General features: G+C 66.6%; 22 protein-coding genes and 1 other RNA gene. 13 read left to right on the top strand and 10 right to left on the bottom strand.

Translation table 11 applies throughout. From position 1 onward, the window contains the following. Positions 1–51 precede the first annotated feature (51 nt). The 9 genes from EAH76_RS24000 to EAH76_RS18065 all read right to left on the bottom strand — a co-directional run bounded on the left by EAH76_RS24000 (position 52) and on the right by EAH76_RS18065 (position 5,967). Complete coding sequence (locus EAH76_RS24000; RefSeq protein WP_161989087.1) at positions 52–198, bottom strand: hypothetical protein; 147 nt, start codon at positions 196–198, stop codon at positions 52–54. Between the two features lie 158 nt (positions 199–356). Further along, entirely contained in the window at positions 357–1,682 is a 1,326-nt protein-coding gene (miaB, locus tag EAH76_RS18100) for a tRNA (N6-isopentenyl adenosine(37)-C2)-methylthiotransferase MiaB (RefSeq protein ID WP_140851672.1), read from the bottom strand. Between the two features lie 45 nt (positions 1,683–1,727). Continuing rightward, entirely contained in the window at positions 1,728–2,645 is a 918-nt protein-coding gene (locus tag EAH76_RS18095; RefSeq protein WP_170208043.1) for a lysophospholipid acyltransferase family protein, read from the bottom strand. Next, positions 2,629–3,051 carry a Fur family transcriptional regulator gene (locus EAH76_RS18090; protein WP_140851671.1) on the bottom strand — a complete coding sequence of 141 codons (423 nt, stop codon included), beginning with the start codon at positions 3,049–3,051 and terminating at the stop codon, positions 2,629–2,631. Before EAH76_RS18090 ends, EAH76_RS18095 begins: the two co-directional genes overlap by 17 nt. Before the next feature lie 123 nt (positions 3,052–3,174). After that, positions 3,175–3,597, bottom strand: coding sequence for a MucR family transcriptional regulator (locus EAH76_RS18085; protein ID WP_140851670.1), 423 nt, complete (start codon positions 3,595–3,597; stop codon positions 3,175–3,177). A 108-nt stretch (positions 3,598–3,705) separates the two neighbouring features. Beyond that, positions 3,706–4,179, bottom strand: a complete 474-nt coding sequence (locus tag EAH76_RS18080; RefSeq protein WP_140851669.1) for a GNAT family N-acetyltransferase — start codon at positions 4,177–4,179, stop codon at positions 3,706–3,708. Beyond that, positions 4,176–4,799, bottom strand: coding sequence for a tRNA (adenosine(37)-N6)-threonylcarbamoyltransferase complex dimerization subunit type 1 TsaB (tsaB, locus tag EAH76_RS18075; RefSeq protein WP_140851668.1), 624 nt, complete (start codon positions 4,797–4,799; stop codon positions 4,176–4,178). The genes EAH76_RS18080 and tsaB overlap by 4 nt, the downstream gene beginning before the upstream one ends. A gap of 5 nt (positions 4,800–4,804) precedes the next feature. Beyond that, positions 4,805–5,392: a malonic semialdehyde reductase gene (locus EAH76_RS18070; RefSeq protein ID WP_140851667.1), complete on the bottom strand. Its 588-nt coding sequence runs from the start codon at positions 5,390–5,392 to the stop codon at positions 4,805–4,807. Positions 5,393–5,394: 2 nt separating this feature from the next. Further along, positions 5,395–5,967 (bottom strand): NifU family protein, encoded by a 573-nt coding sequence (locus tag EAH76_RS18065; RefSeq protein WP_140851666.1) that lies wholly within the window; start codon positions 5,965–5,967, stop codon positions 5,395–5,397. A 96-nt stretch (positions 5,968–6,063) separates the two neighbouring features. Between EAH76_RS18065 and EAH76_RS18060 the strand changes: the two genes are divergently transcribed. Further along, on the top strand, positions 6,064–8,970 hold the full coding sequence (locus EAH76_RS18060; protein ID WP_170208042.1) for a M16 family metallopeptidase: 2,907 nt from the start codon (positions 6,064–6,066) through the stop codon (positions 8,968–8,970). 259 nt (positions 8,971–9,229) lie between these two features. Here EAH76_RS18060 and EAH76_RS18055 read toward each other — a convergent pair whose 3' ends face one another. Further along, positions 9,230–9,886, bottom strand: coding sequence for an alpha/beta hydrolase (locus tag EAH76_RS18055; protein ID WP_133186743.1), 657 nt, complete (start codon positions 9,884–9,886; stop codon positions 9,230–9,232). A 41-nt stretch (positions 9,887–9,927) separates the two neighbouring features. Between EAH76_RS18055 and EAH76_RS18050 the strand changes: the two genes are divergently transcribed. The 12 genes from EAH76_RS18050 to EAH76_RS17995 all read left to right on the top strand — a co-directional run bounded on the left by EAH76_RS18050 (position 9,928) and on the right by EAH76_RS17995 (position 22,743). Then, a complete protein-coding gene (locus EAH76_RS18050; protein ID WP_140851664.1) occupies positions 9,928–11,085 on the top strand; it encodes a cysteine desulfurase family protein in 1,158 nt (385 codons plus the stop codon). Continuing rightward, the gene (locus tag EAH76_RS18045; RefSeq protein WP_140851749.1) at positions 11,082–12,185 is read left to right on the top strand and encodes a cysteine desulfurase family protein; all 1,104 of its coding nucleotides are present in this window, start codon (positions 11,082–11,084) and stop codon (positions 12,183–12,185) included. Before EAH76_RS18050 ends, EAH76_RS18045 begins: the two co-directional genes overlap by 4 nt. Beyond that, entirely contained in the window at positions 12,182–12,514 is a 333-nt protein-coding gene (locus tag EAH76_RS18040; RefSeq protein ID WP_140851663.1) for a 2Fe-2S iron-sulfur cluster-binding protein, read from the top strand. The genes EAH76_RS18045 and EAH76_RS18040 overlap by 4 nt, the downstream gene beginning before the upstream one ends. A gap of 44 nt (positions 12,515–12,558) precedes the next feature. Continuing rightward, entirely contained in the window at positions 12,559–12,774 is a 216-nt protein-coding gene (locus EAH76_RS18035) for a hypothetical protein (protein ID WP_140851662.1), read from the top strand. 67 nt (positions 12,775–12,841) lie between these two features. Continuing rightward, positions 12,842–12,939: signal recognition particle sRNA small type (ffs, locus tag EAH76_RS18030), an RNA gene on the top strand. A 270-nt stretch (positions 12,940–13,209) separates the two neighbouring features. Continuing rightward, positions 13,210–14,862 (top strand): DNA polymerase III subunit gamma/tau, encoded by a 1,653-nt coding sequence (locus tag EAH76_RS18025; RefSeq protein WP_140851661.1) that lies wholly within the window; start codon positions 13,210–13,212, stop codon positions 14,860–14,862. Beyond that, the gene (locus tag EAH76_RS18020; RefSeq protein WP_140851660.1) at positions 14,859–15,182 is read left to right on the top strand and encodes a YbaB/EbfC family nucleoid-associated protein; all 324 of its coding nucleotides are present in this window, start codon (positions 14,859–14,861) and stop codon (positions 15,180–15,182) included. Before EAH76_RS18025 ends, EAH76_RS18020 begins: the two co-directional genes overlap by 4 nt. A 278-nt stretch (positions 15,183–15,460) precedes the next feature. Then, positions 15,461–18,610, top strand: coding sequence for a TonB-dependent receptor domain-containing protein (locus tag EAH76_RS18015; protein WP_140851659.1), 3,150 nt, complete (start codon positions 15,461–15,463; stop codon positions 18,608–18,610). 69 nt (positions 18,611–18,679) lie between these two features. Then, on the top strand, positions 18,680–19,621 hold the full coding sequence (locus EAH76_RS18010) for a 2OG-Fe(II) oxygenase (RefSeq protein WP_241659775.1): 942 nt from the start codon (positions 18,680–18,682) through the stop codon (positions 19,619–19,621). Positions 19,622–19,779: 158 nt separating this feature from the next. Continuing rightward, positions 19,780–22,131 carry a sensor histidine kinase gene (locus tag EAH76_RS18005; RefSeq protein ID WP_140851658.1) on the top strand — a complete coding sequence of 784 codons (2,352 nt, stop codon included), beginning with the start codon at positions 19,780–19,782 and terminating at the stop codon, positions 22,129–22,131. A 55-nt stretch (positions 22,132–22,186) separates the two neighbouring features. Next, positions 22,187–22,444 (top strand): type II toxin-antitoxin system CcdA family antitoxin, encoded by a 258-nt coding sequence (locus tag EAH76_RS18000; protein ID WP_140851657.1) that lies wholly within the window; start codon positions 22,187–22,189, stop codon positions 22,442–22,444. After that, the gene (locus tag EAH76_RS17995) at positions 22,444–22,743 is read left to right on the top strand and encodes a CcdB family protein (RefSeq protein ID WP_140851656.1); all 300 of its coding nucleotides are present in this window, start codon (positions 22,444–22,446) and stop codon (positions 22,741–22,743) included. The genes EAH76_RS18000 and EAH76_RS17995 overlap by 1 nt, the downstream gene beginning before the upstream one ends.

Here is a 22,743-nt window from a genome sequence, read left to right as displayed (position 1 = left end):
ATCGGAATATTCCGACGCGGCGCGGGGCGGCGCGGGGGCGGCGCGCGAGGATCAGCGGCGCAGGCCGATCCGTTCGAGCACGATGCGACCGCCCGACAGCAGGATCATGCCGACGCCTACCGCGATATAGACCCACAAGGCCGCCGGATTGCGCTTCCATTGCGGCGGCACGAGTTCGGTCGGAGCGGGTTTGGGCATGCGCTGTGGTTTGCGCTTTTTGTTTTGCGGTGTCGAGAGTTTCTGCGCCTCCCCTCCCAGGAAGGGAGGGGCTGGGGGTGGGTTGGCCTAGGGCGGGCGTCCGGCGTAACAACGGGCCGACCCACCCCCGACCCCTCCCTTTCAGGGAGGGGAGGCGCTCAGAGCGAGCGCTGCCCAAGCATCGAATTCGCGCCCGCTTCCGCCAACGTCACTTCGACCAGGTCGCCGATGGCGGCGTCGCTGACCAGATGGACCGATTGCAGCCATGGGCTCTTGCCGATCAGCTGGCCGGGCAGCTTGCCGGCGCGTTCCATCAACACCTGGCAGGTCCGCCCGACCGTCGCCGCATTGAACGCCGCCTGGTCGCGGTTGAGCGCGGCCTGGAGGCGCTGGAGACGGTCATCCATCACGTCTTCGGGGACTTGATCGCCCATCGTCGCGGCGGGGGTGCCGGGGCGCGGGCTGTATTTGAAGCTGTAGGCCTGTGCATAGCCGACCGCGTCGACCAGGCTCAGCGTTTCGCGGAAATCGGCCTCGGTCTCGCCGGGGAAGCCGACGATGAAATCGCCCGACAGCGCGATGTCCGGCCGCGCCGCGCGGACGCGGTCGAGGATGCGGCGGTACGAGTCGCGGCTGTGGCTGCGGTTCATCGCCTTGAGGATGCGGTCGCTGCCCGCCTGCACCGGCAGATGCAGGAACGGCATCAGCTTCTCGACCTGCGCATGCGCGTCGATCAGGCCCTGCGTCATGTCGTTGGGATGGCTCGTCGTGTAGCGGATCCGCGCGAGGCCGGGGATCGCATCGAGCGCGGCGATCAGATCGTGCAGGCCGCGCGCGCCATCGGTCCAGGCGTTGACGTTCTGGCCGAGCAACGTGAGCTCGCGTGCACCCGCATCGACCAGTGCCTTGGCCTCATCGACGATCTGGCCCCAGCTGCGCGACACTTCGCCGCCGCGGGTATAGGGCACGACGCAATAGGTGCAGAATTTGTCGCAGCCTTCCTGGACCGTCAGGAACGCGCTCGGCGGCACGCGGCGGCGGGCGGGGAGGTGGCCGAACTTGAGGTCGACCGGCATGTCGGTATCGAGCGCCGCTTCGCCGCGCGCGGCTTTCGCCACGAGGTCGGGAAGGTTGTGATACGCCTGCGGGCCGACGACGACATCGACCTTGGCGCGGCGCACGATCTCGGCGCCCTCGGCCTGTGCGACGCAGCCGGCGACCGCGATCATCGGGGTGCGGCCCTGCTTGCCGGCATCCTTGCGCAGGCGGCCGATGTCCGAATAGACCTTCTCGGTCGCACGCTCGCGGATGTGGCAGGTGTTGAGGACGACGAGGTCGGCGTCCTTGGGGTCGACTTGCGTCAGGCCCTGTGCGGCCATCAGCTCGCCCATGCGGTCGCCGTCATAGACGTTCATCTGGCAGCCGAACGATTTTACGGCGTACGTCTTGGGGGCGGTCTTGGGGGCGGTGGTGGCGTCTGACATGATCGGCGGCGCTATAGGCGCAAAAGCCGCGGGGCAGAACCCCTGCTATGTGGTCGGCGCGGGGCGATCGAGACCGGCGGCGAGCGGTGCGGGGAGGGTGGTGCCTTTGCCGGCCCAGGCGTCATGTCCGATGAACGGCGGGACGGGGCCGCACATCACCACCGACAGCGCCGCTTCGATGCGGCGCTTGCTCTCGGCGGCGATCAGCTTGCGGCCCGGAAAATCGCGCGGATAGAAGGGTTCGAGGAAGTGCACTGCGACGCGGAACCGCTCCTTCCGCGCGAGCAGCCGCATCGCATTGGCCTTGCCCGTTTCATCGCCGATCCAGGCGATGTCGGCGCCGACCGGGCCGTAATCGAGCAGCACCGGCTGGACCATCACGCCCGGCGGCGGCGGCTCGAGCACCTTGAGCATCGGCGTCTTGAACGGCAGCAGCGAACGGCCGTCGGTGGTCGTGCCTTCGGGGAACACCGTGACCGACCAATTCTCGGCGAGCGTCTCGCGCAAGGCGTTGATCTGTTCGGCGACCCCCAGGCGATCCTCGCGCGCGACGAACACGGTACGGTTGAGCGTCGCGAGCCAGCCGACCACCGGGGCTTCGCGAATCTCGGCCTTGGCGACGAACGCGGTGCCGCTCGCCCCCGCGATCGCGAGGATGTCGACCCAGCTGACATGGTTGGCGATATAGAAGACGTCGCGCTTGAGCGGCACGCCGACGACGCGGACGCGCGCGCCGCAGATCCGCGCCGCGGTGCCGAGGAACAGCCGCGGCCAGGGCGAGGAAAGTCGCACGGTCCGCCACAGATAATGCAACGGGATGGCGAGCAGCAGCGTCACGCCAAGCAAGCTTACGCGCGTCCACAGCCGAACCCAGCCGAACCAAGAGATCGGGGGCGGGCGGCCGGCGGCCGCCTCGGCCCGCGCGGAGGCGCGGGCCGCAGCCGCTTCAGCCCTTGCGGTCAAGGACGACGCCGTACAATTCCATGCGGTGATCGACCAGGCGGAAGCCCAGTCGCTCGGCGATCGCCTTTTGCAGCTGCTCGAGCTCGGGATCGACGAATTCGATGACCTTGCCGGTCTCGACGTCGATCAGATGATCGTGATGCGCCTCGGGCGCGGGCTCGTAACGCGAGCGGCCGTCGCCGAAATCGTGGCGGTCGAGAATGCCGGCTTCTTCGAACAGGCGGACGGTACGATACACCGTCGCGATCGAGATGCCCGGATCGATCGCCGAGGCGCGCTCATAGACCTTTTCGACATCGGGATGGTCTTCGGCATCCGACAGCACGCGTGCGATGACGCGACGTTGGTCGGTGATGCGCAGGCCCTTTTCGGCGCAGAGGGCTTCGAGATCGATGTGACGCGGCATTCGCCCGATGTAGGCGCTTCGGACTTGTTGCGAAAGGGGATAGTGAGTCGCAATAAGCCGGGCCGAACAGGGCGGCAGGCCCCTCCCCGTCGCGGGAAGGGGCAGTGTCAGTGGATCAGGGGATCAGCGCGCGGCAACCTTGCGGCGCTTGGTGCCCAGACCGATCTTCTTGGCGAGCGTGCGACGCTGCTCGGCATAATTCGGTGCGACCATCGGGTAATCGGCAGGAAGATTCCACTTCGCGCGATATTGCTCGGGGGTCATCTGGTAATGCGTCATCAGATGGCGCTTGAGCATCTTCAGCTTCTTGCCGTCTTCGAGGCAGACGATGAAGTCGGGCTTGATCGAAGAGCGCACCGAAACCGCAGGTTCCTGCTTGATGGTTTCGACGGGGGCGGGGCCGCCAAGGCCAGCCAGAGCGCCATGAACGTTGGCGATCAATACCGGCAGATCCGAAACTGCGACGCTGTTGTTGCTGACATGTGCTGCAACAATGTCGGCGGTTAGCGTTATCAGGGTCTCCTGCAGTTCATCCATCACGTCCATAATAATCCTTTCACAATTCACTGGGCGGCATGCGACATGCCTCCGCACGGCGGCCTATCGGCGCTCCAATCTCGCTGCGCAAGCAGTAATGACTGGATGACAAAAGGTTTAAGCTATTGTGCGACGATACGTCAGTGCGTCGTAAGTCTGCCCGGCCTGTCCGCGATAGTAATCGCGCCGTCGGCCTGCGATCATAAAGCCTTCGGAACTATATAGTTTGATCGCGTCATTGTCGCTGCGCACTTCGAGATGGATGCTCGTCGCGCCCTGCATCCCGGCGTCGGCGATCACTGCGCGGAGCAGGGCGCCGGCGACGCCGCGGCGGCGCAAATGCGGGGTGGTGGCGAGCAACAGCAGTTCGGCCTCGTCAAGCACGCGGCGCGACAGCGCGAATCCGGCGGGTTCGCCGGCCAGTTCGGCGATCGTCAGCCAGACGCCGGGCATGGCGAGCAGCCCGAGCACTTGGTTATGCGTCCACGCTTCGCCAAAACGGGGGTCGAACGCCGCCTGCATCACGCGATCGACGCTCGCCAGATCGGCGACCGCGCCCGATCGCAACGCGATGCCGATCATCGTGCTCATGCAGCGGGCACGAGCGGCTTGGCGTCGGGCGCGCGGCCATAGATCGGCTTGGGCTCGAGCGTCGCCCAATGCGGCGGGAGCAGGACCGCGTTGGAGGCATCGGGCAGGCGCGGGTCGGACACGATGCTGGGATCGAGTGCGGTCAGGAAGCGCACGCCGCTGCCGATCGCGCGACGCCCGGCGAGCGCGGAAAGCGCCGCTTCGGGCTTGAGCGATGCGAAGGGACCGGTGTCCCGATAGGGCGGGGCGAAACCTTGCATGAAGACCTCGCCATGCCCGCCTTCGAGGATGACCGCAAGATCGTCGCCGGCGTCGTCGGCGAACGCCGTGGCGGCGAGCAGATGGAGCGACGTATAGCCCGTCAGCCGCGCACCCCAGCCGAGCGCGAGCCCGCGTGCGGCGGCGATGCCGACGCGGATGCCGGTGAAGCTGCCCGGACCGCAATCGACCAGGATCGCGTCGGCGCGGCCACCGCCGGGCAAATCGGCGATCATCGGGATCAGCCGCTCGGCATGGCCGCGCCCGACGACTTCATGCGCCTTGGCGATCACCACGCCATGCTCGATCAGCGCCACCGAGCAGGCGGCGGTGGCGGTTTCGAGGACGAGCGTGCGCGACAATTGCGTCAGGCGAGCGTGTTGAACTTTTCGAACGCCGGGCGGGGCAGGCGGCCGAAAATCGTCGAAGGGTCACCGTGGCCGAGCGTGGCGATGAAGTTGGCGGTGACGTTGGGCGTATCGGCGAAGAACGCGGCGTCGACCGCCTTGCCGTCAAACCCCGACATCGGCCCGGTATCGAACCCGAGCGCGCGCGCCGCGATCAGGAAATAGGCGCCCTGCAGCGTCGAATTGCGGAACGCGGATTCGGCGCGGCCTTCCTCGCTCGCGAACCACGGCCGCGCATCGACATGCGGGAAAAGTTCGGGGAGGTGGTGATGGAAGTCGCGGTCCATCGCGATGATCACCGTGACCGGCGCCTTGCGCACCTTGGCGGCGTTCGAGTCGGAGCAGCAGGCGGCGAGCTTTTCCTTGGCCTCGTCGCTGGTGCACCAGACGAAGCGCCCGGGCAGCTGGTTGGTCGCGGTCGGGCCCCATTTCATCAGGTCCCAGATCGCGTGCAGATCTTCGGTGCTAACCGGCTGATCGGTATAGCCGTTATAGCTGCGCGCGGTGCGGAAGATCTGGTCGAGTGCTGCGTCGTCGATGATGGCCATGGTCAAACTGCTCGCACTTCGGTGACTTCGGGGACGTAATATTTGAGCAATTGCTCGATGCCGTTCTTGAGCGTCGCGCTCGACGACGGGCAGCCGGCACACGCGCCCTGCATCGCCAGGAACACCTTGCCCTTGTCGAAGCCGCGATAGACGATGTCGCCACCGTCATTGGCGACCGCCGGGCGGATGCGCGTCTCGATCAGATCCTTGATCTGCGCGACGATGTCGGCGTCGGCGGGATCGTCGTTGAACGAATCCTCGGCCGGGACCGCGATGCCGCCGGCATTGCCGGGCTTGAACAAGGGCATGTTCGCGCTGAAATGATCGAGCAGCAGGCCGAGCACGTCGGGCTTGAGCCCCGCCCAATCGACCCCGGCTGCGGCGGTGACCGAGACGAAGTCGCGGCCGAAGAACACGCCGGTGACATCACCCAGGCCGAACAGCGCGTCGGCGAGCGGGGAGGCCTCGGCTTCTTCCGGCGTGACGAAATCGCGGGTGCCCGCTTCCATCACGACACGGTTGGGCAGGAATTTGAGCGTCGCCGGGTTGGGCGTCGTTTCGGTTTCGATCAACATGGCTGCCATGTGGCGCGCAGGGGCTGCGGGTGCAAGGGTGGATATGGAAACGCTGGGGTGCTGGCGGTTGCCGCTTTCCGCCGCTATCTACGCAGGATGATCTCGCCCTCGCGTATGACGCGCTTCGCCTTTGCTTCCCTCCTGGTCCTGGCTGCCGTGCCGCAGGTCGTAGCCCAGACCGCTCCAGCGCAGCCCGCGCCGCGCGCCGCCAACGCGCCGGTCGACCCGCAGAGCGCGATCGCGAGCCGCGATGCGTGGCTCTACAAGGGCAGCGACATCACGCCCGATCCGGCGTGGCATTTCGGAACGCTCAAGAATGGCTTGCGTTATGCGGTGCGCAAGAATGGCGTCCCGCCCGGCCAGATCTCGATGCGCGTGCGGATCGATGCGGGCTCGCTCTACGAGACCGATCCCGAGCGCGGCTTTGCGCACCTGATCGAGCATCTCTCGTTCCGCGGCTCGCAATATGTCCCCGATGGCGAGGCCAAGCGGATCTGGCAGCGGATGGGCACGACCTTCGGGTCGGACACCAACGCCTCGACCACGCCGACGCAGACCGTCTACAAGCTCGATCTGCCGAGCGCGACCGAGGCAGGGATCGACGAGAGCCTCAAGATCCTGTCGGGCATGGTCTCAAACCCCAACATCACGCCGACCGCGCTCGGTGCCGAGCGCCCCGCGGTGCTCGCCGAGCAGCGCGAGCAGCCGGGGCCGCAGGTGCGCGTGATCGACGCGCTCAACGCGACCTTCTTCGCCGGGCAGCCGCTCGCCGACCGCTCGCCGATCGGCCACGTCAAGGAACTCGAGGCGGCGACTGCCGAAACCGTGCGCGCCTTCCATGACCGCTGGTATCGCCCCGAGCGCACGCTCGTCGTGATCGCGGGCGATTTCGATCCGGCGAAGCTCGAGACGATGGTCGCGAAGAATTTCGGCGGGTGGAAGGGCATCGGCCCCAATCCCGCCGATCCCGATTTCGGCAAGCCCGACCCCAAGCAGACCACCACTAAGGCGGTGGTCGAGCCGGGTATTCCGACGCGGATCGAAATGGCGATCGTGCGGCCGTGGCAGTACAATGACGACACGATCGTCTTCAACCAGAAGCGCCTCGCCGACTTCGTCGCGCTCGCGGTGATCAACCGCCGGCTCGAGACGCGCGCGCGCTCGGGCGGCAGCTATATCGCGGCGGCAGTGCGGCTCGACGATCCGTCGCGTTCGGCCAATGGCACGTTCGTGACGATCCTGCCGGTCGGCTCGGCCTGGGATCCGGCGTTGAAGGATGTGCGCGCGGTGATCGCCGACGCGCAGGCCTCGCCGCCGACCAAGGCCGAGATCGAGCGCGAGCTTGCCGAGCAGCGCGTCTCGTTCCGCACGCAAGTCGACACCTATCGCGCCGAGGCGGGGAGCAAGGAGGCCGACGACATGGTCCAGGCGCTCGACATTCGCGAGACGACGACCTCGCCTGCGGTGATCCAGGGCGTGTTCGAGGATGCCGAGAAGAAGGGCTTCTTCACCCCCGACAAGATCCTCGCCGCGACCAAGCGGCTGTTCCAGGGCACCGCGACGCGCGCGCTGATCTCGACCCCGACCGCCGAGCCGGGGATCGAGACGACGCTCGCCAATGCGCTGAAGGTCGATGTGAAGGGCCTGGCCGGCAAGCGCGCGCGCCAGGCGAACGTGACCTTTGCCAGTCTGCCCAAGCTTGGGGCGCCTGCGACGATCCTCTCGAACACGCCGATCAAGGAGTTCGAGATGCAGGAGTACAACCTGTCGAACGGTGTGCGCGTGCTGGTCTATCCGACGACGTCGGAGGACAGCCGGGTCTATGTCCGCGTGCGCTTCGGCGCTGGCTACAACGCGCTGCCGTCGAACAAGGAGACGCCGGCCTGGGCCGCCGATCTCGCGCTCACTGCGGGCGGCATCGGCAAGCTCAACCAGGGCGATCTCGATGCGCTGACCTCGGGGCGGCGGATCGGGCTCGATTTCGGGATCGACGAGGATGCCTTCACCTATAACGCGCTGACCTCGCCGACCGATCTCGACGATCAGTTGAAGCTGATCGCTGCGGCGCTGACGGCACCAGCCTGGGATCCGGCGCCGGTGCTGCGCGCCCGCGCGGTTGCGGTGTCGTCTTACGCCGGATCGAACGCGTCGCCGACCGGCGTGCTGTCGCGCGATCTCGATCGCCTGCTGCGCGATGGTGATCCGCGCTGGGGCACGCCGACGCTCGACGCGATCAACGCGACGACGCCCGCCGCCTTCCGCGCGCTGTGGGAGCCGTTGCTCAAGACCGGGCCGATCGAGGTGATGGTGTTCGGCGACGTCAAGGCAGAGGTCGCGATCGCCGCGGTGCAGAAGACGCTCGGCGCGCTACCGCCGCGCACCGCAGCGACCGAGCAGACCCCGCCGCCGCATTTCCCGGCGCACAACACGTCTCCTGTCACGCGGACGCATGACGGCCCGGCGAACCAGGCGGCGGCGGTGATCGCGTGGCCGACCGGCGGCGGTGTCGCCGGCCTGTCCGAAGCACGGCGGCTCGAAGTGCTGGCGGCGATCTTCAGCGACCGGCTGTTCGACCGGCTGCGCTCGCAGGCGGGGGCGAGCTATAGCCCCAACGTGTCGAGCGACTGGCCGACCGGCTTCCCGACCGGCGGCAAGATGGTCGCGATCGGCCAGGTCGCGCCCGAGAACATTCCGCTGTTCTTCAAGCTCTCGCGCGAGATCGCGGCCGAGCTGGTGTCGACGCCAATCGATGCCGACGAATTGAAGCGGACGATCGGGCCGATGCAGCAGTCGATCCAGCGTCAGTCGACCGGCAACCAGTTCTGGATGAACCAGCTCGACGGCGCGACCTATGATCCGACGCGGATCAACGCGCTGATGCATCTGTATTCGGATATCTCGAACATGACCGCGGCGCAGTTGCAGGAGACGGCGGCGAAGTATCTGCGGCCCGATCGCGACTGGACGTTGCAGGTGGTGCCGGCGGGTGAGGCGAAGAAGTAACACCTTCTGCCGTCACCCCGGCCTTGTGCCGGGGCCTACCGTGCCGCGCGTGCTACACCCGCAGCGTGCGTGTAGCGGTGGACCCCGGGACAGGTCCGGGGTGACGGGTTAGGGCTGCGGGGCCGGGGGGTGAGCGGATCTGTACCGCCCCAACGCGTCACCTTGGCCTCTTGCCAGAGGCTACGGCGCCACGCGTACTATGACGGCGGCGCGAGGGGCGTGGTGGACCCCGGCACAAGGCCGGGGTGACGTTTGAGGGTCAGCGGATCGGCGAGTTCGGATCCAGCCGCATATCCAGATACTTGTCCACGCTGCCCATCAGCTGCGGCATTTCGTGTTCGAAGAAATGGTTCGCCTTGGGGATCGTGTCGTGGTGGATCGTGATGTGCTTCTGCGTGCGGAGCTTGTCGACCAGCTTCTGCGTCGCGAGCGGGGGCGAGACTTCGTCATTCTCGGCCTGGATGATGATTCCGCTCGCCGGGCACGGCGCGAGGAAGGTGAAGTCGTACATGTTCGCCGGCGGCGCGACCGAGATGAAGCCGCGGATTTCCGGGCGGCGCATCAAGAGCTGCATGCCGATCCACGCGCCGAAGCTGACGCCGGCGATCCACGTGGTCTGCGCCTCGGGATGGAAGCTCTGCACCCAGTCGAGCGCCGATGCCGCGTCTGACAGTTCGCCCACGCCGTTGTCGAACGTGCCCTGGCTCTTGCCGACGCCGCGGAAATTAAAGCGCAGCGTCGCGAAGCCGCGGCGCTGGAAGGTCTTGTAGAGCTCCATCACGATGTGGTTGTTCATCGTGCCGCCGGCCTGCGGATGCGGGTGGAGGATCATCGCGACGGGCGCGCGCGGGCGGGGTCCGGGGACGAAACGACCTTCGAGGCGACCATCGGGGCCGGGGAAAATGACTTCTGGCATCGGACCTGCTGACTACAAATGTGGGGCGCGGCCCGTGGGATATGGGCGCGGGGGCTTGCGCGCTATATAGCCATGAGCCTGCTTTTCGCAATCATAACGGAGCCGACCCGCTTTTGACCGCCCCCCCGACCTCCCGCCTTTATCTCGACCATGCGGCGACGACGCCGATGCTGCCGGCCGCGATTGCTGCGGTGGAGGCGGGGATGCGCGGCTGGGCGAACCCGTCCTCGCCGCATGCCGAGGGCCGTGCGGCGCGCGCTGCGCTCGAGGCGGCGCGGGCTAAGATCGCCGCGGCCTATGGCTGGCGGGGCGAGACGATCCTGACGAGCGGGGCGAGCGAGGCGCTGGGAATCGCACTCGGGCGAGCGGTGGCGGCGCGGCGGCTGATCTCGGCGGTCGAGCATGATGCGGTGATTCGTGCTGGCGGCGATGCGGGCGTGGTGCCGGTCGATGGCCAGGGATTGCTAGATCTGGCGGCGCTTGCCGCGATGCTCGATGGCGGGCGCGCGATCGTCGGGGTGCAGTGGTGCAATAGCGAGACGGGGGTGCGGCAGCCGATCGCCGAGATCGCCGCGATCGTCCATGCCGCGGGATCGCTGCTGCTGGTCGATGGCGCACAGATGCCGGCGAGCGCTGCGGGCGACGTGGTCGAGCATGCCGATTTCCTGGCGATTTCGGCGCACAAGCGCGGCGGGCCGCCGGGGATCGGCGCGCTGCTGGTGCGCGATATTGCGACGCTCAGCCCGACCGGCGGGCAGGAGCGCGGCTATCGCGGCGGGACCGAGAATGTGCCTGCCGCGCTCGGTTTCGCGGCGGCTTTGGGTGAACCCGAAGACGTCACGATCATGCGCGCGCTGCGCGCGAAGCTCGACGATGCGGTCGCGCGGTCGGGTGGGCAGGTCGTCGCTTCCGAGGCGCCGCGGCATTCCGCGATCGGTGCGTATCGCATGCCGGGGCTGGCGGCGGCGACGCAGTTGATCCGCTTCGACATGGCGGGGATCGCGGTGTCGGCGGGGAGCGCGTGTTCGTCCGGAAGCATGAAGCCGAGTCATGTGCTCGGCGCGATGGGGTGGAGCGTCGAGGCGTCGCGCGAAGTGGTGCGCGTCAGCTTCGGGCGTTCCACGACCGAGGCCGATGTCGACCGCTTCATCGCCGAATGGCGCAGCATCGCGCGCTCGGCGCGGGCGTTTGCCGCGTGATCTATCTCGATTATCAGGCGACGACGCCGCTCGCGCCCGAGGCGTTCGACGCGATGGTACCGTGGCTGCGCGACCAGCATGCCAATCCGCATTCGACGCATGCCGCCGGGCGCAAGGCCAAGGCCGCGGTCGAGTATGCGCGCGCGCAAGTCGCTGCGCTGCTGCCGCAAGGGGGTAGGGTAGTCTTTACCAGCGGAGCTACCGAATCGCTGAATTGGGCGATCAAGGGGCTTACCGCCGGCGACGTGGTGACGATCGCGACGGAGCACGCGGCGGTGCTCGATACGGTCGGCGCGCTCGGCCGTCAGAGGCGCGACGTGACGGTCCTTCCAGTGCGCCACAACGGCCTCGTCGATATGGACGCGGCATTTCAAGCGATCGTGCCCGGCGTGTCGGTGGTCGTCGCGATGCTGGTCAATAACGAGATTGGAGTCGTTCAGCCGACTGCCGCACTGTCTCAGCTTGCCGATTTCGCTGGTGCGCCGCTCCTTTGTGATGCGGTTCAGGGCTTTGGCCGCATGACGATTCCGGAGTGCTGCGATCTGGTCGCAATCTCGGCCCACAAGATTCATGGCCCCAAAGGGATTGGAGCGCTTTGGATCCGCGATGGCATTACCCTTGATCCGCTGCTGCATGGTGGAGACCAAGAAGGCGGTCGTTCGGGTACGCTGTCGCCTGCCTTGTGCGTGGGTTTTGGGCATGCGGCGGGCTTGATGGCAGAGCGATGGGAGACTGATGCGACGCACGTCGAACGCCTGTGGATGCTCGCCACCGAACGGCTTGGCCCCGACTGGCAGATCAACGGATCGACCGAGCAGCGCTACCACGGCAATCTCAACATCCGCCGCGATGGGCTCGACGTCGCGCGGCTGATGTCCGACCTGCGCGATATTGCCTTTTCTGCGGGGTCGGCCTGTGCGAGTGGCTCGGGCCGATCGAGCCATGTGCTGCGCGCCATCGGGCTTTCCGAAGCGCAGGCGCGCTCGAGTATCCGGCTGGGCTTTGGTCGCTACACGACCGAGATGGAGCTGACCGAGGCGATCGACCGGATCATGGCGGCGGCCGATGCGCAACGGATCGCGGGAGGAATTGCGGCATGACGCTGGTACGCTTCATCGGAGTCGACGGCACGCTGCGCGAGGTCGATGCCGCGCCCGGCGCGCGGCTGCTCGAGGTCGCGCAGGCCGACGGGCAGCCGCTCGAGGGGACGTGCGAGGGGCAGATGGCGTGCTCGACCTGTCACGTCATCGTCGCGGCTGAGGATTTCGCCAGACTCCCGCCGCCGAGTGAGGATGAAGAGGACATGCTCGACCTCGCCGCCGGCGCCACGCGGACGAGTCGGCTCGCGTGTCAGATCCTGCTCAGCGCTGATCTAAATCAATTAACTGTCCGGATTCCCGGCGAAGTTTGGAACATGCAGGGCCGTTGATCATTACGCTCCCGTACCCCTCACGTACGAACCAGGAGACACTCATGAAAATCGCAGCCCTGATCTCGGCCGGCCTGATCGCCGCCGCCGCCATCGTCCCGGCCACTGCCAGCGCGCAGCAGAACCGGCATGACCGCGTCGTCACGCGCACCGTCCATACCGAGCGCCACGGCGTGAACCGCCATCGCACGCGCCAGGTCTGCAAGATGCAGTATCGCAACCATCACCGCGTGCGCGTCTGCCGCACCGTTCGCTACTAAGCGGACCCGGCGCTGGCCCGTTTGATCAAGCGGGCTTGATCCCGCCGCTCGACCCCGCCATATGCGCCGCGGGAGTCGGGCGGACGGGGTCGTCGCCAACCTGGTCAGATCCGGAAGGAAGCAGCCACAACGATTTCGCCCCGGGTCGTTCCGGCTCCCACCGCGCAGCCGCGCCAGGCTGCAGCACGCTGCAGCCCGCCATAGCGGCAAGCGCGGCCGGCGGCGCCTCAAGCGCCGTCCGACGACACGGCTTTGCCGGGTCGCTAACCCGTCCAGCTCCCCACGAAGAATTCCGACCGATCCCGCCTCGCATCGCGGCCCGGCGCGGAACGAGCCCCGTCGTCGCACCAAATCCCCTGGCTGTGACCGACCGATCGCGCGAACGGCTCCACCAACCCTTCGACTTACGCGCTCCGCCGCGCTAGACCGCCCGCGATGTCCGACTCCTTCGATCTCGACCTTCCCTCCACCGCCTCGAAGGATGCGTACCGTGTCCTCGCGCGCAAATATCGACCGCAGACCTTTGGCGAGCTGATCGGCCAGGATGCGATGGTCACCACGCTTGGCAATGCGATCCGGCGTGGGCGGCTGGCGCATGCCTTCCTGCTGACCGGCGTGCGCGGGGTCGGCAAGACCTCGACCGCGCGGTTGCTGGCGAAGGCGCTGAACTGCATCGGGCCCGACGGCACCGGCGGTCCCACGATCGACCCGTGCGGCGTGTGCGAGCCATGCGTCGGGATCGCCGAGGGTCGCCACATCGACGTGATCGAGATGGACGCCGCGAGCCATACCGGCGTCGATGACATGCGCGCGGTGATCGACGCCTCGCGGATGACGGCGTTCGTCGCGCGCTACAAGATCTACATCATCGACGAAGTTCACATGCTGTCGAAGAATGCGTTCAACGCGCTCTTGAAGACGCTCGAGGAGCCGGCCGAGGGCGTGAAGTTCGTGCTCGCGACGACCGAGGTCAACAAGGTGCCGGTGACGGTGCTGTCGCGCTGCCAGCGCTTCGATCTGCGCCGCATCCCGGCCGAGAAGCTCGCCGAGCATTTCGCGCGCGTGTCGAAGGCCGAAGGGGTCGAGGCCGAGCCAGAGGCGCTCGGGCTGATCGCGCGCGCGGCCGAAGGGTCGGCGCGCGACGGGTTGTCGATCCTCGACCAGGCGATTGCGCATGCCGACATGGAGGGCGGCGCGGTGAGTGCTGCCGCCGTGCGCGACATGCTGGGGCTGTCCGACCGCGGCGCGATCCGCGATCTGATGGCGCTGCTGATCGCGAGCGACGGCGTTGGCGCGCTGGCGGCGCTCCGGAGGCAGTACGATCTCGGCGTCGATCCGCTCGGCGTGCTGCGCGGGCTGCTCGAGACGGTTCATGCGACGACATTGGTCAAGCTGGGCGCCACGCAGGAAGCTGGGCAGGCGACCGAGGAGCGCGAGGCGCTGGTCGGCTGGGCCGAGACGCTGTCGTTCGCGGTGCTCCACCGGCTGTGGCAGTTGCTGCTCAAGGGCCATGACGAGGTCGCCCGCGCAGCGATGCCGATCGAGGCGTGCGAGATGGCACTGCTACGGCTCGTCCATGCCTCGAGCCTGCCCGATCCGGGCGACCTCGCGCGGATGATCGCGGCGGGGGCGCCGATGATGGCGGCGCCGGTCGCGCAGGCTGCCGCTGCACCGTCGCAGGCCCCAGCGGCCGAGGCGGCATTGCCGAGCACGGTCGAGGGGATCGTCGCGCTGCTCGAGGGCGCGGGCGAACTCGCGCTGGCTTCGCGCATCGTGCACCATGCGAGCGTGATCAGCATCGTCGAGGCCGAACTCGTATTGAGCAACGCACGGCCGCTGCCAGCCGATCTCGTCGGCGATCTCGGCGCGGCACTGAAGCTACTCACGCGGCGGGCGTGGAAGATCACCACTTCGCCCAAACCCGGCAGGCCGACATTGCGCGAGGCCGAAGCCGCCCAATATGAGAGTTTCAAGGCCAGCATCTTGGCAAGCCCGATGATCGAAGCGGCGTTTGCCGCGTTTCCCGGGGCCGAGCTGCCCGAGACCGAGATCAAGAGCTTGCTCGAAAAAAGGAGACATACCGCATGAAGAGCATCGAAGACATCATGGCGATGGCGCAGAACGTCCAGGCCGAGCTGACCAAGGCGCAGGACGGGCTCGACAAGATCGAGGTCGAGGGTGCGGCCGGCGGTGGGCTGGTCAAGGTGCGCGCCTCGGCCAAGGGGCGGATCATCGGGATCGAGATCGACCCGTCGCTGCTCCAGCCGAGCGAGAAGCAGATGGTCGAGGATCTGGTGGTCGCCGCGTTCAACGACGCGAAGGTCAAGGCCGATGCGGCGTCGGGCGCCGAAATGGCGAAAATGACGAGCGGCATTCCGCTGCCGCCGGGGTTCAAGCTGCCGTTTTGAGGCGGATATGGCCGCCGGAAGTCCCGCGTTTTCGAACGGGACTAAAGCGCTGTAAAGTCAGGCTTGGTGCCATGTCCGCTTTGGCGGGTGTGGCACTTTGTGCGTGGCCGCCTGTCCGGACTTCCAAAAAGGGCCGCATCGGAAGTTATGTGGCGGCCTCGACACATACAGGTAACAAACCGTCACATCTGAAATCAAAATCCTTTGCAACCATTCAACTCGCATTCATCATTTGGGCAACCGGCATGGAAAATGCCGAGCGCAAAAAGGGATTTGAAATGGTTGCAGGAACACCTCGTGGTCGAGCTCTGCTCGCCTTGTCGGCATCGCTGTTTGCGATCGTTACGGCAAGTTCAGCGGTCGCACAGGACGCCGCGCCAACGCCCGGCAGCGTCCCGCCGACGACCCAGCCAGTGCAAGCCGACGACACGACCGGCGAAATCGTCGTCACCGGATCGCGCATCCGCAATCCGAACGGCGCGTCGGCTGTTCCGATCAACTCGATCAGCGCTGCAGAATTGCTCCAGACCGGCACCACCAACATCGGTGAAGTGCTCAACAAGCTGCCCGGCACCGCCAACACGTTCAGCCAGGCGAACTCGACCCGCTTTCTCGGCACCGCCGGCCTCAACCTGATCGATCTTTACGGTCTGGGTACGCAGCGCACGCTGGTCCTCGTCAACGGCCGCCGTCACGTCGCTTCGGACGTGCTCAACAACGCGGTTTCGACCGACATCAACACCATCCCGAGCGACCTGATCGACCGCGTCGACATCGTCACCGGCGGCAGCTCGGCGATCTATGGTTCGGACGCCATCGCAGGCGTCGTGAACTTCATCCTCAAGGACCATTTCCAGGGCCTGCAGGTTCGTGGCCAGGGCAACATCACGCCGCACGGCGATGCCGGTTCCTATTATGCCAGCCTGCTGACGGGCAAGAATTTCGCCGATGACCGCGGCAACATCGCGGTCGATCTCGAATATGCGCGGCAGAACAGCTTCTATGCTGCCGACCGCTCGAACTATGCCAGCAGCAACGGTTTCGTCCTGGTGAACTCGGCCGGCGGCGCGAACACTTCGGGTCCTGCCAACAACCAGTTCTTCAACGATCGTCGCACCGGCACGATTTCCGACGGCGGCCTCGTCGCATTCGGAAGCACGACGGGCGCATGCGGCCGCGACTCGCAGGGACGCGCATTCACCTGCAACTATCTGTTCCAGCCGGACGGTACGCTGACGCAGCAGACCGGCACGCGCGTCGGTCTCGCACCGACCGCGGGCAATCCTTCGGGCAGCTCGTTCGTCGGCGGCAACGGCAACACCGGCCGTGAAAACACGCTGCTGCAGCTTTATCCGCAGCTCGATCGGTATTCGGCAAATCTGGTCGGCCATTTCGAAGTGTCGTCGGCGTTCGTCCCGTTCGTCGAAGCCAGCTTCGTGCGCACCAAGTCGGTCGGGCAGGGATCTTCGGGCCCGGCGTTCATCACCGGTTCGACGATCGGCAGCGCGTTCGGCTATTCGGCACCGCTCGCCAGCTATGAGCGGCCGAGCCTCGACAATCCGTATCTGTCGACTCAGGCGCGTGCCCAGATCATCTCGGCAATGGTTGCCGGTGGAGCGAACCCGGCGAACATCACGGGTGCGACGCGCTTCACGCTGCGCCGCAACCTGACCGACCTCGGGACGCGCACCGAGTCGGCGACGCGTGACACGTATCGCATCGTCGGTGGCGTTCGTGGCGACCTCAGCAGCCACCTCAACTACGAAGTGTCCGCGAACTATGGCGAGTTCATCGAGAACACCCGTCTCGAGGGCGTGATGAACACGCAGCGCTTCCTGCTCGCGATGGACGCGCAGCGTAACGCATCGGGCCAGATCGTCTGCGGTTCGCAGATCAACGCGGCACGCGCCGGCGCCGATCTCAACGGCAACGCCGCCAACCTGGCGCAGGACATCGCCGCCTGCGTTCCGATCAATCCGTTCGGCAACGGCAACATCTCGCAGGCCGCCAAGAGCTATCTGCTCAACTCGGTCTCGGCGTATGGCAAGCTGACGCAGCTCGACATTTCGGGCTCGATCGCGGGCGATACGGGTGCGTTCTTCAACCTGCCGGGCGGTCCGATCCGCGCCTCGATCGGTGGCGAATACCGTCGTGAAACCGCACGCTATCAGCAGGATGCGGCAGTCGCGAACGGCTATTATTTCTACAACGCCATCCCTGACTTCACGCCGACCTCGTTCGAGGTGAAGGAAGCGTTCGCCGAAGTTCAGCTGCCGTTGCTTCGCGACCTGCCGTTCGCCAAGGAACTGACGGTCGGTTCGGCCGCGCGCGTTTCGGATTATAAGGGTTCGGCCGGCACCACCTGGACGTATAACGCGACCGCTACCTACAAGCCGATCGACCAGCTGACGTTCCGCGGATCGTACAACATCGCGGTCCGTGCGCCGAACCTGGCCGAGCTTTACACGCCGCAGGGCCAGAACTTCGCGCCGGGCTTCATCGATCCCTGCGCGGCGGATCATATCGCGGAGGGTTCGGCCAACCGCGCGGCAAACTGCGCTGCCGCAGGTCGTCCGGCTGGCTACAACTATGCATACAACCAGTCGCTGGTGTACCGCAGCGGCGGCAACCCTGATCTGAAGGCGGAAGAATCGCGCTCGATCACCGCTGGTGTCGTGCTTCAGCCGGTGCGTGACCTTGTCGTGAGCGTCGATTACTATGACATCAAGGTCGACAACGTCATCCAGTCGGTGGATGGCCAGACGATCGTCGATCAGTGCTACGATCTGGCAAACCCGAACAACCAGTTCTGCGGCCAGTTCAAGCGTGCCGGTGCCGCCGGTGGTCCGGCCGGCGAGGAGGCGTTCCGCATCATCGAGGGCAGCCTCTTGGCCTCGTCGCTCAACTACGCCAAGCTTCAGGCGCGCGGCATCAACACCGACGTCACCTATCGCCACAAGTTCGGGGACTTTGGCGCCACGGTGCATGTCGTGTGGAGCCATTCGATCCTGAACGACGCGTTCACGGACCCGACCGATCCGACCTATGTCACGCGCTACAACACGACCGTCGGTCTGCCGAAGGACCGGGTCAACGCGAGCTTCGGGTTCACCTACAGCAAGCTCTTCATGAACTATCAGGTCCGCTATATCTCGCCGCAGCTGATCGGCGATTACGAGACGGTGAACTCGGTTCAGGGTCGCGCGCCGACCAACCCGAACCAGTATCCCAACAACTACTACCCGGCGGTCGATTATCACGACTTCCGGTTGGGCGTGAACGTGACGCCGAAGTCGACCTTCTACATCGGCGTGGACAATGCCTTCGATCGGCAGCCGCCATACGGCTCGACCGGCATCGGCGGCGGCACGGCGATCTTCGACAATATCGGTCGTCGCATGTACGCAGGCGTGACCGCGAACTTCTGATCGGCTTCGATTGGAACGACACTTTGGGTCGCCGCGAAAGCGGCGGCCCTTTTTTTTCGGGAAGCGCGTGTGGCATGGGAGTTGAAGATGCCTGCTAATCCACCCCCGCCTGCATGGCTGGTCGCGCTCGAGCGTGAGGCGACTGCTGGCAGCGGTGCGGCGTTGCTCGAGCTTGCGCGCTTGTACCTTGTGGGCCGCGACGTGCCGCGCGATCTGCCGCGCGCGCGCGGCTATTTCGCGCAAGCGGCAGCAGCGGGAGAGCAGGCCGCGGCGGCGGTATACCGGGCGTTCGTCGCCAATGGCACAGGTGGCGCGTCGGACTGGCCGGGGGCACTGCGGCTGCTGGAGGCGGATCGGGCCGATCCGGATGCGGCCGAGCAGCTTGCGCTAATCGCCGCCATGGCGCTCGATGACACGGGAGCGGGACCGACGTCGCTCGTCGGCGAGCAGCTCAGCACAACGCCGCGGATCCTGCTTTTCCGGGGATTCCTCAGCAACGCGGAGGCGGACTATCTCGTCGCCCGTGCCACGCCGCGCTTTCAACCGGCCCTCGTCGTGCATCCGGTAACGCGCCAACAGATCCCGGACCCCATCCGCACCTCGAACGTGGCAGCGTTTCCGCTGGCGCTCGAACAGCCAGCGATCCACGCGATCAACCGCCGGATCGCGGCAGCGAGCCAAACCGACGTGCTCGCCGGTGAACCCTTGACGGTGCTGCGCTATCGCCCCGGGCAACAATATCGGGCGCATCTCGACACGTTGCCCCGGGTCGACAATCAGCGCCTCGCGACGATGCTCGTCTACCTGAATGACGGCTATCGCGGTGGCGAAACCCACTTCCCGAAGATCGGCCTCAAAGTCCGGGCGCAAAAGGGTGATGCGTTGCTCTTCTATAATCTGCTCGAGGACGGGCAGCCTGATCCGATGACCCTGCATGAAGGCATGGTTGTCTCGGCCGGAGAAAAACTGGTCGCATCGCGCTGGATCCGTAAATCACGACTGACGCTGTAATATCGCCGTAGGATAGCGGCGCTCGCCGCTGGCCCTTTCGGAAAGTCGAAGATGCAGCCGGTCGTTCGACCATGCGATTACGGTACGCCTCAGTTTTATTCTTTGCGCGCACCCGCTGGGGGTTGGGAACCACGCCCGCTACCGCTACCCTTGCGGGAATGTTTGGAAGTGGCGACGTTGCAACAATCTTGATCGGGGTCGCACTCGCCGTGTTTATCGGCGGGACCGGCTGGGTGCTGTACACCGGCTTGCGCGCACGGCGGGCCGCGTCCGATGCGATCGTCACCAACGCCCGGTTGAGCGCGATGCTCGCCACGGCCCCCGCGCTGGCGATGGTCGTGCGTGCCGATGGACGGGTCGATTGCAGCGCGCGGCTGGCGTCGTGGCTCGGGCTGGCGACGCCGCCGCGCTATCTAGATGACCTCGCGCAGGCCGAGGCCGGGCTTACCGCCGAGGATGCCGCGGCACTCGCCGCCGACGTCATGTCCGCGCAGAAATCGGGGCGCGGCTTTTCGCGCACGGTGCGTGCGCAAGGCTCCGACCGCGCGCTGATGATCCGCGGCAGCCGCGCCGCGCGCGAGGTGCAGGCGCCGGGCGGGGTGATCCTCTGGGTGTTCGACGCGACCGAGAGCGAGGCCGAGATCGTCCGGCTCGGCGCTGCGGTCGGCTATGCGACGACGCTGTACGAGGAATTGAGCGGGGTGATCCAGGCCGCCCCGATGCCGATGTGGTATCGCGGCGCCGACCTGCGGCTCGCGATGGTCAATTCGCATTATGTCGACGCGGTCGATGGGGCCTCGGCCGAGGATGTCGTCACGCGCGGGGTCGAACTGGTCGAGGGATCGGGGATGGGCGGGCCGCTCGCCAATGCGGTGCGCGCGCGCGACGCGCAGGCGGTGCAGAGCCAGGCGATGCCCGCGACGATCCACGGCGAGCGGCGGATGCTGCGCGTGTTCGATGCACCGCTGTCGACCGGCGGCGTGGCGGGCTTCGCGATCGACATCGAGGATCTCGAACAGGCGCGCGCGCGGCTCAAGCGGTTCGACGATGCGCAGCGTGCGATGCTCGATCGGCTCTCGGCGGGGGTGGTGCAGTTCGCTGCCGACCGCTCGCTCGTATTCTGCAACCAGCCGTTCCGTCGGCTGTTCGCGATGAAGGCCGAGTGGCTCGCCGATCGTCCCGAGTTCGACCGCGTGCTCGAACGGATGCGCGAGACCAAGCGGCTCCCCGAAGTGCGCGATTTCCCCGGCTGGAAGGCCGAGCGGCGCGACTGGTTCCTGGCGGGCGGCGGCGAGGAGGAGGAATGGCACCTGCCGGGCGGCGTGCATCTTCGCGTCGTCGCGCAGCCATTGCCCGATGGCGGGCTGCTGATGATCTTCGAGGATCGGACCGAGGAGGTCCAGCTTGCCAGCGCACGCGACACGCTGCTGCGCGTGCGCACCGCGACCTTCGAGAATCTGCACGAGGCGCTCGGCGTGTTCGCTGCCGATGGCCGGCTGCAATTGTGGAACAACAAGTTCCGCGCGACCTGGGGGTTCGACGAGGCCTTCCTCGCGACGCATCCGCGCGTCGATGCGCTCGCCGAGCGCGCCGCGCGGCAATTGTCCAACCCTGAGCGCGCGGTGCTGATCAGCGATCTGGTGCGCGCGGCGACGGTCGAGCGGCAGCAGCGCGGCGGGCGCGTCGCCTTTGCCGACGGGCGGCATTTCGAATTCGCCGCGGTGCCGCTGCCTGATGGCAACGGGCTGTTCACGATGCTCGACATTTCCGACAGCCGCCGGATCGAGACCGTCCTGCGCGATCGCAACGAGGCGCTCGAGGCGGCCGACCGGATCAAGACCGCGTTCGTCGCGACGATGAGCTATGAGCTGCGCACGCCGCTGACCTCGATCAGCGGGTTCGCCGAGATGCTGCATGAGGGCTATGCCGGCAAGCTCAGCAAGGCGGCGGTCGGTTATGTCGAGGCGATCCTCGAATCGGTCGAGCGGTTGGGCATGCTGGTCGACGAAGTGCTCGACCTGACGCAGGCCGAGGGCCGCACGCCGGCGCTCGAAATGCACCCGGTCGCGCTCGAGCCGCTCGCGCGCGCCGCCGCCGATGCCGTCGCGCCGCTCGCGGCCAAGCGCAAGCTCGATTTCGCGGTCGAGATCTTGCCCTCGACCGGCGAGATTGCCGGCGACGCGAAACGGCTCCAGCAAGTCGTTGAGCATCTGTTGCGCCACGCCGTGTCGGGCACGCCCGAGGGCGGGCGGATCCTGCTGCATGTCGATGGGGCCGCCGAGGGCGCACGGATCGTCGTGTCGGACGATGGTGCGGGGATGACCACGCAGGCGGTCGCGCGCGCGTTCGATCGCTTCGGCCAACCCGGCATCACGCGCGACGGCGAGCGCGCTCTGGGGCTCGGCCTGCCGCTCGCCAAGCAGTTCGTCGAGGCGCATGGCGGGACGATCGATTTGGTGTCCGAGCCGGGGCAGGGGACGCTGATCACCGTCAGCTTACCGCGGGGCTGACGTTGCTTGGGTGCGGGGATGCGCATATAAGGTGCGCATTACTTGGAGGTTGCACATGGCCGCTCGATCGACCCGGCGTGAAGAGGCCCCCGCGGTGCGGCGCGCGACGAACATTTCGCTCGACACCAAGCTGGTCGAGGCGGCCAAGGCTTACGGCATCAACGTTTCGCGCGCCTGCGAAGAAGGTTTGGCCAAGCAGGTTTCGGACGAGCGCAGCAGGCGCTGGCAGGAGGAAAATCGCGGCGCGATCGATGCGTATAACGCGTGGATCGAGGAGAATGGCATTCCGCTCGCCGAACATCGGATGTTCTGATGGCACAGTTCGACATGTTCGCGCGGCGCGGCGGACCGGGCCTGCTGGTGGATTGCCAGGCGGACGCGCTCTCGCGGCTCAGCACGCGCTTTGTCGTGCCCGCGTTACCGCGCGACATCGTGCCTGCGCCGGTGACACACCTCAATCCGGTGCTGGAATTCGAGAACCAGCGTTTCGTGCTGCTGCCGCAAAATGCCGCTACGGTTCTTTTGCGCGAGCTTGGGCAAACGGTCGGCTCGTTTGCAGCGCATCGCTTCGAGATCATGAATGCAATCGACATGCTGCTGACGGGCTATTGA

It is taken from the genome of Sphingomonas glacialis, assembly GCF_006439055.1.
GTDB classification, from domain to species: Bacteria; Pseudomonadota; Alphaproteobacteria; order Sphingomonadales; family Sphingomonadaceae; genus Sphingomonas; species Sphingomonas glacialis_A.
The sequence above is the reverse complement of the archived record's forward strand: the minus strand, read 5'-3'. Positions and strand labels throughout refer to the sequence as shown.

What these genes read in the sequence shown, in the direction of transcription:
- EAH76_RS18035 (WP_140851662.1), top strand. Translation starts at nt 12,559, where the DNA reads ATGAAAATCGCAGCCCTGATCTCGGCCGGCCTGATCGCCGCCGCCGCC.
- EAH76_RS18005 (WP_140851658.1), top strand. Translation starts at nt 19,780, where the DNA reads ATGTTTGGAAGTGGCGACGTTGCAACAATCTTGATCGGGGTCGCACTC.
- EAH76_RS18015 (WP_140851659.1), top strand. Translation starts at nt 15,461, where the DNA reads ATGGTTGCAGGAACACCTCGTGGTCGAGCTCTGCTCGCCTTGTCGGCA.
- EAH76_RS18040 (WP_140851663.1), top strand. Translation starts at nt 12,182, where the DNA reads ATGACGCTGGTACGCTTCATCGGAGTCGACGGCACGCTGCGCGAGGTC.
- miaB (WP_140851672.1), bottom strand. Translation starts at nt 1,682, where the DNA reads ATGTCAGACGCCACCACCGCCCCCAAGACCGCCCCCAAGACGTACGCC.
- EAH76_RS18090 (WP_140851671.1), bottom strand. Translation starts at nt 3,051, where the DNA reads ATGCCGCGTCACATCGATCTCGAAGCCCTCTGCGCCGAAAAGGGCCTG.
- EAH76_RS18070 (WP_140851667.1), bottom strand. Translation starts at nt 5,392, where the DNA reads ATGGCCATCATCGACGACGCAGCACTCGACCAGATCTTCCGCACCGCG.
- EAH76_RS18085 (WP_140851670.1), bottom strand. Translation starts at nt 3,597, where the DNA reads ATGGACGTGATGGATGAACTGCAGGAGACCCTGATAACGCTAACCGCC.
- EAH76_RS18000 (WP_140851657.1), top strand. Translation starts at nt 22,187, where the DNA reads ATGGCCGCTCGATCGACCCGGCGTGAAGAGGCCCCCGCGGTGCGGCGC.
- EAH76_RS18020 (WP_140851660.1), top strand. Translation starts at nt 14,859, where the DNA reads ATGAAGAGCATCGAAGACATCATGGCGATGGCGCAGAACGTCCAGGCC.
- EAH76_RS18055 (WP_133186743.1), bottom strand. Translation starts at nt 9,886, where the DNA reads ATGCCAGAAGTCATTTTCCCCGGCCCCGATGGTCGCCTCGAAGGTCGT.
- EAH76_RS18050 (WP_140851664.1), top strand. Translation starts at nt 9,928, where the DNA reads ATGGGCGCGGGGGCTTGCGCGCTATATAGCCATGAGCCTGCTTTTCGC.
- EAH76_RS18060 (WP_170208042.1), top strand. Translation starts at nt 6,064, where the DNA reads ATGATCTCGCCCTCGCGTATGACGCGCTTCGCCTTTGCTTCCCTCCTG.
- EAH76_RS18025 (WP_140851661.1), top strand. Translation starts at nt 13,210, where the DNA reads ATGTCCGACTCCTTCGATCTCGACCTTCCCTCCACCGCCTCGAAGGAT.
- EAH76_RS18065 (WP_140851666.1), bottom strand. Translation starts at nt 5,967, where the DNA reads ATGTTGATCGAAACCGAAACGACGCCCAACCCGGCGACGCTCAAATTC.
- EAH76_RS24000 (WP_161989087.1), bottom strand. Translation starts at nt 198, where the DNA reads ATGCCCAAACCCGCTCCGACCGAACTCGTGCCGCCGCAATGGAAGCGC.
- EAH76_RS18080 (WP_140851669.1), bottom strand. Translation starts at nt 4,179, where the DNA reads ATGAGCACGATGATCGGCATCGCGTTGCGATCGGGCGCGGTCGCCGAT.
- EAH76_RS17995 (WP_140851656.1), top strand. Translation starts at nt 22,444, where the DNA reads ATGGCACAGTTCGACATGTTCGCGCGGCGCGGCGGACCGGGCCTGCTG.